The sequence below is a fragment of the Erwinia mallotivora genome, assembly GCF_000590885.1.
GTDB classification, from domain to species: domain Bacteria; phylum Pseudomonadota; class Gammaproteobacteria; order Enterobacterales; family Enterobacteriaceae; genus Erwinia; species Erwinia mallotivora.
Map to the genome: position 1 here is coordinate 1 of NZ_JFHN01000019.1, position 12,484 is coordinate 12,484.

Below are 12,484 nucleotides of genomic sequence, written 5' to 3' on the forward strand. Positions count from 1 at the left end.
GGTTGGTGATTTGTTTTGATTTGGCGATTGATCAGATCGCACAATCCGGGCTGAGTTCCCTTAAAGTGATCTACTATTCCGCGCAGCTATTTAGGCCTGACGCATTGTCTGGTTCTTTTTCCACGGGAAGTTGTTTTTCAATTTCTCTGATGGGTTTATAAAAACAGCGGAGCAGCCAGGTCAGAGTGCCCAGCACGGCCAGATGGAGCCAGAGTATTTTCAGGCCATATACGCCCAGTGAAGCCACGGCAAAACCAATAGCCGTTACGCCCAGAATACCCACACTCCACATCACCTGAGTGAATGCAATAAATTTTCCCTGCTTTCCCTTTGGGGCACGCTCCGAAATAATTGACAGTGAAGTAGGCAGGTCAGCGCCCGCAGAAATTCCGCTGATAATAATTCCGACAAAGAGAAAAGAAATACTTTCAGCAAAAACAATACAGAACACGCCAACCGAATACATAAACACCGTAATACTGAATACCCTTGTTCGCCCAAAAATATCGGCGAGCCGTCCTCCGATCAGGGCGCCAATCGCAATACAGGCGGTAGAAACCGCAGAGACAGAACCAATAACCAGAGCAGTGGCCTGATAATGTGTTTCCCATAATGCCAGGCTTATTCCTATAGAAACAATTAACCCGGCATCGAGATAAGAAGCCATCCCTGCGAGAACAGTAATTATCCACATGGACCTGTCGCGTTTTTTTTCGGCATCGTTGTCACGCTCTTTCATATATTCACCATTGATAAACAATCACCCTGAAGGCATTGTTTTATGATTATATTGACGAGTCAGCCCACCCGGATTTTATTTCCCAGCCTGGAGATAAGCCGCAATCAGAAGTAACGGATGACGTTTATACCGTCTGATTTCAGGCACTGATTCTCCAGATCAGTGGTAATAATCACGCTGGCAGGAAAGACCCTGCTGATAAAGGTGAGTAAGCAATCAGATAAAGTGAGTTATTCTTTCGAGATGATTAACCATAGCGCTCCTTGCATTATGTCCATTGCCTTCCCTGATGGCTTGCACAATTTTTTTGTGATCATCATTAAAAAGCATGAGTTCTTCCAGGCTGGAATCTGGTTCATCGAGATTTAAATAAGGAATATTAACCCGACGATTCCAGACTATTTCATTCATTTCACTAAGAATATTATTTGCGGAAATTTCCCCGAGTGATAAATGAAATTTTCTGTCTGAGCGATAAAAATCAGCCACACGGTTTTCGCGGATACAAAAATCCATCTCTTCAACCAACATATTCAATATGTCAACGTCTTTGTCAGTATGAGAACTGGCCACAATAGTGACAAGCTCACACTCCACAGCCTGACGGGCCTGCATAACATGATGGGGAGAATACTCGTATGAAGGCAGAGTCAGACTCTCACGACCCTGCATTTCGCAAACATAAATACCACTGCCAGAGCGAATCTCCACCCAACCTGAAAGCTCCAGAACAATTAATGCCTCACGCAAAGTCGAACGGCCAATATTAAGTAACTTCGACATTTCACGTTCAGCAGGTAACGACTCTCCTGGTTGATAACGCCCCTGCCGGATCAGACCGATTAAGATATTTGCTGCTTTTTGATACAAACGTTCTTTTTTCACTTCATAAGCTGAATACATTGGGAATATCCTGTATGAAAACAGTCATTGTGAAAAAACAGCATTCACCTTCAGATACCTGTCCGGGAAGTCTGATAATTCTGCGATTAATTCAGGAATTTCATGCATGGTAATAACCTTACTGAGAACCGATGCAGCAGGAATAATACCTGAAGAAAGCAGTTCAATCGCTTCCACAAACTCATTGGCGCTGGTACGGGAGCCACGAATATCTGTCTCTTTAAAAGTAATCAGGTTAGTGGGCAATAATGTCTCTTCTTTGGGCCACCCTGTAAGCGCGATGCGACCGGCAAAAGAGACATAATCCAGCATGGAACGAATGGCACTATTGGCCCCTGAAGCTTCAATGACCACCTCAGCCATTCGTCCTCTGGTAATCTCGCGGATTTGTTCGATAACAGCCGTGCTGGCTGGATTAATTGTGTGTGGGATACCGTTCTGAGAAGCATGATCGAGTCTTTTCTGAACAATATCAATCAGCACAGGCGTTGCCCCGTAATGTATTGCCACCATTGCGGCCATCAGGCCGATAGCACCGGCACCAATAATAACCACATGCTCTCCCGCTTTTACCTCCGTGCGATGCAACGCATGCAAAGCGATGGTCAACGGTTCAGCCAGAGGTGCTGTAGAAAGCGGTATATCTTCCGGCAATTTATGCAGCAAATGAGCAGGATGAACAAACCGCTCACGCATACCACCATCAATATGCACGCCAATTACCTTTAAATTTTCACAACAGTTTGGGCGACCAATTATGCAGGGATAGCATTTACCACACCAGATGTAAGGGTCAACAATAACCCGATCGCCCGGGCTGAGATTCTTCGCATTATTGTTAATACTCAGAATACGTCCCACTATCTCATGTCCCAATATCCTGGGATAGGTCACCAGAGGATTTGTCCCTCTGTATGCGCCAATGTCTGAACCACAAATACCTGCGGCTTCAACTGCTATCAGCGCCTCATTATCGCCTGGCTCCCCCAAAGACTTTTGACGGATACCCACTCTGTCAGGAGCCTGCAATACCACGCAGTCTGTATTCATACCTTAACCTCTGTAAATATTTCCATTTTTACAGGACGATATTATTAATATGTGGCCTTCTGGCCTGACCACATTTTCAGTTAACAGCCATCATCATTTAAAATAAATTCTTCACTAAGAAAAATGCAGATGAAATCACAAAATAAAAGAAAATAAGCTTAACTTCATAAGGTTACGAAATTACGAATATATTTTCAGCCTGATTGCTATTATGTGAGGTTTGTCGATAACATCTTTACAAAGATGCCACTTAAAAATAAACAATGGCAAAAACACAAAGGTAATTTTCAGAAATGAAAAAATCGTTTTAAAAAAACATCACATAAGGAGAGTATTGACAGATTAGGGAAGGCAGAAAATATTTCATTTCCTGAATAAAAATCACGGAAAGGTAGTCTGACGGTAGCAGTTTGATTCATTAAAATTTAGTCGATGTCACAGGCTTTTAACCGACGAATCAGAACCCGCAAGGTCAGATGAAAAAACCGGCGCATGTTGTGCAGAAACTTACAGGCCAGTTGAGGCATCAGGAAATCGTTTCACTGGAAAGATATCACGGCGTCGAGGAAAACGTTCGACCACTCTGTTGTGCTTAACACAGCAATAAAGCATGACTTATGCAGTTCTTAAAGAAGACTGCGACCAGAGCAAGTCCCTGCAATCTTTATAACAGACCTGACGCCATAAACAAAAACGGTAAAATTACAACACCATGAGGCAATTGGCTGAGCAGCCTCCTTACTGGCAGACACCCCCTGCAATTGTCTCAGTTATGGCAAGCTGTCTAATCAAAACGCCCTCTGTCCAGTGATATTTCACCACTCTCCTTCATCTCCTTCAGTACGCGGCTGATTGAGCTTTTGGATAAGTCAGAACTATTTTCGATCAAATACATCACTGAAAATCTTTTCTGCAAATGTTGAGGAATTTTTTGCCAGCGCTGTACCAGCGCTCTGACTTCCTCAGAAGAGGTGCTTTTGTTCAGTGAAATCACATTCATCAGATCGGTATATTGTGCCGACATGATATTCATAACCTCATCAACCATCTTCTTTTCGTTTACAAATTTCCAGAAGGAATCATAATCAATATGTTTTATTTTCCCATAGTCAACTCGTTCCAGATACAACGGCACCTCCTGCGACGAAGGTATGAAACCGATGATATAGGGAGCTGACAAAATACTCAGTATCTTATTGTTCCCTTTTATCTTAAGACAAAAGTCACCCTCTAAAAGAAGATATACGACACGGGAATCATTTTTATAAAATTTATATCTGCGCTTGCCTCTGGATATCTCATCAGGTTCAGAGTTTTCCGCATCAGACAAGATTGAATTAATTATTAGTTCACTACTTTTAAGAGCGCTAAACATATACTTTCCAACTGTATTAGACCTACAATCGTATACGACCAGACACCATTGCATGATTAGCTTTTGCCGTCCCCAGACTTCAGGTCTGGCTTAAGTAATCATCCGGGTATTCCGGCACGATGCAGAAAGAACCTTTGGCTGTGTGCCAAAGCATTCTCTGGCTGTAACGATCGCCAGCGACCTTACCTGGTCAGAAAAAAACGGTGATATGCCTTATATGTATACTAAATTGCGAGTTATTTTTATATCCCGACAAGATTAATCTCATAGAAAGCCCCTGGTGTTATGTGTTTGTATATAGGCTAAAGCGACAATTAAGTTGTCGCTGTTATATTTTCGGCTACTATTGGAAAGTTAAATATAAATTAACATTTAACTCCAACAGCGAAAACGCCAATAAAAGGCTATGAACTACAACAATATTACGCTTAGTATGCCATTTATCAGGCCCTTTGCCTCAGTTAAAATAAAAATTCCCACACTCATTTTACACTAATTGTTATTAATTTTCCGTAGAGCCATCTCATAATCATTGATGCAACGGTCATGGTAATTTGTTAATTTAAAATAAAATACCTGTTGATTATTCAGACTTTTTTTATAAAAAAAACCACGTTAGCTCCTGAAGCCAGGAAATTCCTTATTATACCAGGAAAACTCTGTTTATCCTCTGCTATCCGGCCCTTAACTACACAAAAAATATTACATAAGAAATTAAACAGCACATGATTACGACATTATTTTTTATGAATTATTTAATCCAATCTTAAATAAACCTTACCAACACATTAGATTAACACGCACTCCAAATAAACCCCAAAACGGAATCAGCATGAATAAAAACCATTATGCTATAAATAAGAAACAATAAATGAAAGAAATAAACCAAAATACAATAATGAAGAAAAAAACAATAAAATAAAAGAAAATTCAACAAATTAGCCTCACATGCACTCACTGAAGATGATGAATTTACAAAATTCATTTAAACATAAAGCATGAGTAAGCAAGATAACACCGGGTGTAACCAACAGAGCAACTTTATCACTCTGCTCAGTTCATATATGTTAAGAAAAAAACAACAACACGTAATGACAGCCAGTCATACACCAGTGTTAAATTGAAGCCAGACTAATCGCTTGCGTTCAGCAACATTAACTTAATCGGGTGATTTATTCATAGTGAAAACACTTTGCAGTAGTTATTTTTTGGCACAAATGATTATAAGAAAACATCGGGGGTGATATTATCAAAATCTCCATTTTTTAATAATCATCGCGCCGCAATGATAATGTAAACAGAAAACATTCAGGAAATAATAAAAAATTTCAGGCGGCAGATTCCTGTTATATTGTTTTTTATAACATCCGCATTCAAATACAGCAAAAAAACAAAAAAAATAGGACTACAAGAGATAGCGATAATAGATTAATCATCAATTAGTATCTGTTCAATGAGATAAAAAAAGAGTATCTTTACGCTCGCAGAATTCAACCTCATGCTAAATACGGATATATCTTCACAGCACATCCTGTTGTCATCACGTGAAGAGCGAACATCAACTCGGTGATATTTATGGAAACAAAGCATAAGCCAGGCATAATTTCTGGAACAGAAAAGATGTTATCCATCTCAATGGGTAACAACCTCTCTGTGGATAATATAAGCAATGAAAAACATTGTACTTTTTCAGATGTAAAACAATCTAAATCGTCAGGGACCCCACTCATTTCCACTGTCATCCCCAAAGAAAAATCGGGAATGCGCCCTCTGGAATTTCCGATTAATCCGGAATGTGAATACACATTATTAAAATCGTCACACAGCGTCATTGTCAAAAAAAGTCTCGTACTTGTCTGTATTCATGAAATAAAAAAATGTAGATATATCAGTAATGAAAATCTTGTTAGCTCAGGTTTTTTTTCCTCCAAATATTATTTCCATGGAACATGTTAACCCCATGAAAATAGAAATTTTCGTATTATATTCGGTGATAGCCTGTTTTTTTGTTAACAGTGCTCAGGCAGTCAATCTTCAGCAGTCAGTACTGGCTGCAAGTCATTGGGATAGTGAATATCAGGCCGCTGTTGAATTGCATGACGCAGAAGGTCAGAAACGCTATCAGGGTTTTGCCGGCCTGCTACCAGAGATCACGCTTAATGGTACCTGGTACAAACAGGATCAACCCGGCGCTTCCTATGCCGCTGGTATCAAACGTCATAACTACAGCCTGAATCTCCAGCAACCGATTTTTGATCTCAGCCGCTATGCCAACTGGCAGCGGGCGAAAGCAACGGCCAACGCAGCTGACGCTACCTTTATGTTGGCTCAACAGAAACTGATTCAGGCTGTGGCTAAAGCCTATTTTTCTGTACTTTTTGCCCGTAAAAAGCTGGATACATCGCAACAGGAGTCAAGGGCCTATCAGTTTCAGTTAAACAAAGCCAGACAGGGACTTGCCATTGGTGATGGTACCCAACTGGATATTGATGAAGCCAAAGCCAGTTATGACCGCTCAATAGCAGAGATGTTATCTGCGGAAAACGATCTCAATCAGGCTGGGATTGATTTTAACCGCCTTACCGGACTGGCAGCCGATGAAATAAAAGAAGGGGATCTGCAATGTCTCTTTCATCCGGTAAACGAGAAAATCGACTCCGCAGTACAACGTGCCACACAGAAAAATTTCAATGTTATTGCTGCCATTCATCACCTGGAAGAAGCAAAAGCTGATGTGACTGCAACCACTGCGGCCCATCTTCCGGTGGTATCACTGCAAGCTATATATGGTAATAACTGGAGCCGAGCAGAAGATGGCAATCTGCTGGATGAAGTCTTTGGTACCACATCAAAAACCCGTAATACATACATTGGCGTCAATGTTTCAGTGCCTATTTTTGCCGGGGGAAAAATGTTGTCGCAAAGTTTTGAGGCAGCAAGTCGCCGTAATCAGAACGTTCTTCTGGTAGAGGATGCCAGACGTAAAGTTGCGCAGGACGCCAGAATTTCATGGCTGGGCATGAAAAACAGTCTGGAAAAAATTCAGGCTTACACACGGCTGCAATCTTCTTCGAGAAAGAAACTCGACTCGACAATTTATGGAACCGAAGTGGGTCTGAGAACGTTGCTTGATCAGTTTGATGCTGAGAAGGATTTATTTCGTGCCATACAGGACCGGACCGAAGCAGAAAATAATTTCCTGCAACAGAAAATACAGTTAGATGCCTCAACGGGCGATTTGGATTATTCAACATTGAATAATTATGTCTGTCATTAGTTAAAGGTAAGGTAATTAAGCCTATGAGCGATAAATTATTCAGGGATGAAGCGCTGGAAGCTAATCGGTCCAAAGCCGTGGGCAAGGTGGCCCTTTATTGCCCCCCCTGGCGATGGGTTCATATATCACTGGTCATCTTTGTCACGATAATTGTGGTCTTGTTTTGTATTTTTGGCAGTTACACCAAAAGGGAAACAGCTAAAGGTTCACTGCGCCCCGTTCAGGGGATGATGAACATCATGGCGGTCAACAGCGGCACCATCACCGATATTAATATGGTGGAAGGCCAGAGAGTAAAAAAAGGGGATATTTTAGCCACCGTCTCTTCCGAAATTGCCACACAACTTGGGCTGACACGCGTAATGATTGCGCAACAGCTGGAACAGCAAAAAGCGGGACTGGAGCTTGAGCGCAAAAATCTCAATATTTTGAATCATGAAACACTCAGAGGACTCGAAGAAAAAAAGGTCCTGCTGTTACAGCAAGCCGATCAACTTAAACGCATGAAAAATCAGCGTGTTCTTCAGGTTAACCTGGCACGTAATCAGGTAAATAAATTACAGCTGATGCGTGAAAAAGGCTTTGCATCTGCAACCCAGGTTGAACAGCAACAATCCGCGCTGCTGGATGCTGAAGCGCGGCTTCTTGAAGCCGATCGACAGCGGGTTGATGTGCAACAACAGTTAACCCAGACAGACCAGCAGCTGCGGGAACAACCCGCTAATTTTCAAAGTAAAAAAAATGAGATAGAACGACAGCTCGCCACAGTACAACAATCGCTGGTGGAAAATGAATCGCGTCGTTCTGTCAGACTGGAGGCACCAGAGGACGCCATTGTTGGGTCGGTACTGGTAAAACCCGGACAGATAGTCTCTTCCGGGCAGTCAGTCGCTTCACTGTTGCCGGAAAACGCAGAATTACAGGCACGTATTATGCTGAGCAGCCGGGCTATTGGGTTTATCAAACCGGGTCAGCGGGTGGTGCTGCGGTATGAAGCCTACCCTTCACAGAAATTCGGGCCGCAGTTTGGCATTGTTACTGATGTTTCCCGCGTTTCACTCTCGCCGCAGGAAGTTTCTCATATTACCGGAGATATGCAGGTCCAGGAGTCGTTCTATCAGGTTCGCGTCAAACTTGATCATCAGTTTGTTCGCGCCTACGGCAAGGAGGAAAAACTCCAGCCGGGAGGGGCTCTGGAAGCAGACTTCATTATCGATAAACGTCGTGTATACGAATGGGTGCTTGAGCCTTTGTATGCATTAGGTCGCCAGACGTCTGTTTAACCTGTTTATTTTATTCCGGGCTTAATTACTATGAAAATATTAGAAGACTTACAATTCTCGTGGCGGAAAAAACTGCCTGTACTGCATCAGACCCAGGCCGCAGAATGCGGACTGACCTGCGTCGGGATGATAGCCGGTTATTATGGCCACAAAACCGACATGATTACCCTGCGCCGCTCACATAATACCTCGCAGAAAGGGGCGACGCTGGCTGATGTGATGGTAATCGCCAACAATTTAGGCCTTTCTGGTCGCGCATTACGGCTGGAACTGGATGAACTGGATAAGTTGCAGCTGCCTTGTATTCTGCACTGGGATATGAACCACTTTGTGGTGCTGAAAAAAGTTACGAAAAAATCGATAACTCTGCACGATCCCGCCAGAGGAAAATGTGAAATTCCGCTCGACCAGGTTTCTGATTCATTTACCGGCGTGGCGTTAGAGCTTCACCCCAACAGTCATTTTGAAGCAAAAACCGAAAAAACAAGCCTGTCGATGCTGAAGCTGATTGGCGGAGTGTCCGGCATAGGAGCCGCCTTTGCTCAGGTGATGGCGCTCTCCATCGCGCTGGAAATCTTCGGTTTGCTCTCCCCTTTTTATATGCAGTGGGTGATGGACCAGGTGCTGGTTTCCGCCGACAGGGAATTACTGACGCTTTTGAGTTGTACTTTCCTTTGCGTGGTGGTTCTCAGAACCGCTATTTCAGCGCTACGCTCCTGGGTGACGACATGGTTTTCCAGCCTGCTCAGCGTGCAGTGGTCAACCAATGTCTGTACGCACCTGCTGGGGTTGCCGATGACTTATTTTCAGGAACGACACATAGGTGATATCGTCTCGCGATTTGGCTCTATTTCCACTATCCAGAACACGCTCACTACCCGTTTTATCAGCTCTGTTCTTGACGGGATAATGGCTATCGTCACCCTGATTGTCCTGTTTTGCTATAACATGACGCTGACTTTAATTGTTCTGGTTACCGTTGCCATTTATACCCTGTTACGCGCCGTCTCCTTCCGCCCATTTCGTCAGGCCAATGAAGACCAGTTAATTGCGGGCGCCAAGGCTCAATCGCAACTACTGGAATCCATTCGCGGGATGCAGGCAGTAAAACTTAATAACAAAGCAGAAATCCGGGTATCAAGTTATGCCGCAGAACTGGTTCAGGTGACCAATAAGGGCATACAGATTCAAAGATTATCGATTTTATTCAGCGTATTACAGGGGCTGGCATCAGGCATCAGCCGGATTGTCCTGGTCTGGTTGGCAGCTATTCAGGTGCTGGATGGCAACTTTACCGGCGGTATGCTGGTCGCCTTTATCAGTTTCTCCGATCAGTTTATCTCGCGAACCACCGGCCTGGTGGATGCCATAATTGAGTTCACTATGTTACGGCTGCATGGTGAACGTCTGGCAGATATTGTGCTGACTGAAAGCGAAGAATACACCGAAAACCAGGTGCAACTTGAAGACCAGACCGCAGCCTGTTCCGTAGAGATTCATAACATTGATTTTCGTTACGCTGAAACTGAGCCTTTTATCCTCAAAAACACCAGCCTTACCATTCAGCCTGGCGAATCTGTTGCCATAATTGGCCCTTCCGGTCAGGGGAAGACCACACTGGCGAAACTCCTGTTAGGACTTCTTCGTCCGGAGAGTGGCGAAATCTGTATCAACGGTATCGATATCACCCGGCTGGGAATGAAGTACTACCGCAATCGAATTGGCAGCGTGATGCAGGATGATATTTTATTTGCCGGATCAATCATGGATAACATCTGCTTTTTTGACGCGATCTACGATGAAGCACGGGCGATGGAAGTGGCTCAAATTGCCCGGGTACATGAGGACATTATGGCCATGCCAATGGGTTACAACAGTCTGGTAGGTGATATGGGTTCATCTCTCTCTGGCGGTCAGATTCAGCGTGTATTGCTGGCCAGAGCACTCTACCGTCAGCCACAGCTGTTAATTCTTGATGAAGCCACCAGTCACTTAGATGTTGAAAGAGAGAGTGCTATTAATAACGCTATTGCCAGCATGAACGTGACACGCGTTATTATTGCCCATCGCCCGGAAACCATCATGAGCGCAGACAGAGTAATCTGTCTTGATAAAGGCGAAATTCGCCAGATAGATAAAGAGCTCCTGTTTCAACAACGCCCAACGATGATATTGAACTAATACCTTCACTGAATAAAAAATCAACAATCAGGTGGCTTAGAAGATGATCCTCCTGATTGTTATTCTTTGATATTTTTTAACCTGAAATCTTATTTTGGCCTTTAATAAAAAACTTGTTATCTTCTATTTTATAAAAGCATTTTCATATTTATTATATTTACAAATAATATGCATTAAGGTTACTCTTTAAAGCACCAGGAATAAATATAAAGCCAGAGAAATTATGAATAACCATTATATCATCAATGATTTTTTGCAATTTTGCCCACTGAGCAACAGATTAACAAAGCTTAATGAAAAGAATGTTTATGTTACTCTTAATTCACCGGCCAGTCGGTGTCTGTTAATGCTGATTAAGCAACAGGGTAATATCATCGCTCAGCAAGAATTTATGGATGAGGTATGTGACTAGTCCTGGCATAGGTTGACACTTTACGCCCTCAAAACGCCTGATGTACTGCATCTGGCGTTTTATATTTCAGCGACAGATGCGGTCGCTGGCTATTGTAGATTCTTACCGACTCCGCCACCATTATTTCTGCCTGAACGATGTCTGCCGGGCGCGTTATCAGCAGCTCGTTTTTCAGTATTCCGTTGACCCTCTCCGCAATGGCGTTCTGATAACAGTCATACCCATCCGTCATTGAGCAGATTAGCCCGTGTCTTTCATGCACCGACTGGTACATCGCTGAGCAGTACTGTATGCCGCGATCGGAGTGATGGATCAGCGGTGTCCTGCCATGCCGGTTTTTCAGTGCCATCTGTAGCGCCTTCACCACGTGCTCTGTATGAAGACTTTCATGCACATGGTAACCCACTATTTTCCGTGAGAATGCGTCGGTTACCAGGCTCACGTAAGCCGTGCCGGTTCTGACCGGAAGCCAGGTAATGTCCGCCACCCAAACCTGCTCCGGGCCGGAGATGACGGTCCGCCCCGGCCCGTCTTTCAGCAGGTTTGGATGCTTATAAAAGCGATGATGGCTGTGGGTTGTTTTATGATAAGCCCTGGCCGGACGTACCCGCAGCCCGGCCTCCCGGAGTACGGTAAACAGGCTGTCCCGCCCGATATGCAGTTCAGGTGCATCCCGACAGTTAAGGATATGGTGCAGCTTGCGCGTGCCCAGGCGCGGTTGCTGCATCCTGAGGTTTTTCACTTCCTCAGTAATGCGGCAGGCCTGCTCTGACTTACGTTGCACGCGCTGACACCCCTGATACCAGGCCTGACGGCTTATTTTTAAAAACCGGCAGACCCTGACGATGGTCAGTCCGGGTGTTTTTGCCTGCGCGATAACGAAGCTAACTGCTTTTTTGTCAGCGTGGCACCGAACTCAGTGTTCATGACCTTCACGACGGCCTCAAAGAACTGCGCCTTCACTTCGGATTCAGCCAGCTGCTGCTCAAGCTCTTTGATTCGTTGTTCAGGCGTAAGGGGAAGGGATTTTTTCATGAGTCCTCCACGTGCGCTGCGCTGCTTTGAAGAGTGCCAGTCCAGCTGGCCATATTTACGCAGCCACTTCAGAACGGTGGAGCACCCCTGGATACCGTAGCGCTCCTGAGCCTGACGATAAGTCATCTCACCTTTTTCAACCTGCTCAACGACGGCCAGTTTAAAGGACAGAGAGTAGTCGCGTTGTGTACGTTTAACATATTGCTTCATCACATTCTCCTCAGAATCG

At 44.0% G+C, this 12,484-nt stretch carries 8 protein-coding genes; 3 read left to right on the plus strand and 5 right to left on the minus strand.

Features of this window, described 5'->3' with window-relative positions:
* Window positions 1–73 precede the first annotated feature (73 nt).
* The 4 genes from BG55_RS02375 to BG55_RS02390 form a co-directional block, all read right to left on the minus strand.
* Complete coding sequence (locus BG55_RS02375; RefSeq protein ID WP_052018652.1) at window positions 74–739, minus strand: MFS transporter; 666 nt, start codon at window positions 737–739, stop codon at window positions 74–76.
* A 216-nt stretch (window positions 740–955) separates the two neighbouring features.
* Complete coding sequence (locus BG55_RS02380; RefSeq protein ID WP_052018653.1) at window positions 956–1,642, minus strand: FadR/GntR family transcriptional regulator; 687 nt, start codon at window positions 1,640–1,642, stop codon at window positions 956–958.
* 24 nt (window positions 1,643–1,666) lie between these two features.
* A complete protein-coding gene (locus BG55_RS02385; RefSeq protein ID WP_034933989.1) occupies window positions 1,667–2,692 on the minus strand; it encodes a zinc-dependent alcohol dehydrogenase in 1,026 nt (341 codons plus the stop codon).
* A 784-nt stretch (window positions 2,693–3,476) separates the two neighbouring features.
* On the minus strand, window positions 3,477–4,067 hold the full coding sequence (locus tag BG55_RS02390; protein ID WP_034934001.1) for a cyclic nucleotide-binding domain-containing protein: 591 nt from the start codon (window positions 4,065–4,067) through the stop codon (window positions 3,477–3,479).
* Between the two features lie 1,960 nt (window positions 4,068–6,027).
* Here BG55_RS02390 and BG55_RS02395 point away from each other — a divergent pair.
* From BG55_RS02395 to BG55_RS02405, 3 genes are read left to right on the plus strand one after another with little or no spacing between them, the layout of a single operon-like run.
* Window positions 6,028–7,344 (plus strand): TolC family outer membrane protein, encoded by a 1,317-nt coding sequence (locus BG55_RS02395; RefSeq protein ID WP_052018654.1) that lies wholly within the window; start codon window positions 6,028–6,030, stop codon window positions 7,342–7,344.
* Window positions 7,345–7,367: 23 nt separating this feature from the next.
* Complete coding sequence (locus BG55_RS02400) at window positions 7,368–8,627, plus strand: HlyD family secretion protein (protein ID WP_034933991.1); 1,260 nt, start codon at window positions 7,368–7,370, stop codon at window positions 8,625–8,627.
* A 30-nt stretch (window positions 8,628–8,657) separates the two neighbouring features.
* The gene (locus tag BG55_RS02405; protein WP_034933993.1) at window positions 8,658–10,808 is read left to right on the plus strand and encodes a peptidase domain-containing ABC transporter; all 2,151 of its coding nucleotides are present in this window, start codon (window positions 8,658–8,660) and stop codon (window positions 10,806–10,808) included.
* Between the two features lie 440 nt (window positions 10,809–11,248).
* On the opposite strand, the gene BG55_RS02415 is transcribed toward BG55_RS02405, so the two are convergent.
* A protein-coding gene (locus BG55_RS02415) for an IS3 family transposase (RefSeq protein WP_152542550.1) occupies window positions 11,249–12,465 on the minus strand; the annotation gives its coding sequence in 2 pieces (ribosomal slippage) (window positions 11,249–12,118 and window positions 12,121–12,465; 1,215 coding nt in all).
* Window positions 12,466–12,484 lie beyond the last annotated feature (19 nt).

Bases quoted from the DNA above. Each gene is read 5' to 3' on its own strand.
- BG55_RS02375 (WP_052018652.1), bottom strand. From the start codon at position 739: ATGAAAGAGCGTGACAACGATGCCGAAAAAAAACGCGACAGGTCCATG.
- BG55_RS02380 (WP_052018653.1), bottom strand. From the start codon at position 1,642: ATGTATTCAGCTTATGAAGTGAAAAAAGAACGTTTGTATCAAAAAGCA.
- BG55_RS02385 (WP_034933989.1), bottom strand. From the start codon at position 2,692: ATGAATACAGACTGCGTGGTATTGCAGGCTCCTGACAGAGTGGGTATC.
- BG55_RS02390 (WP_034934001.1), bottom strand. From the start codon at position 4,067: ATGTTTAGCGCTCTTAAAAGTAGTGAACTAATAATTAATTCAATCTTG.
- BG55_RS02395 (WP_052018654.1), top strand. From the start codon at position 6,028: ATGAAAATAGAAATTTTCGTATTATATTCGGTGATAGCCTGTTTTTTT.
- BG55_RS02400 (WP_034933991.1), top strand. From the start codon at position 7,368: ATGAGCGATAAATTATTCAGGGATGAAGCGCTGGAAGCTAATCGGTCC.
- BG55_RS02405 (WP_034933993.1), top strand. From the start codon at position 8,658: ATGAAAATATTAGAAGACTTACAATTCTCGTGGCGGAAAAAACTGCCT.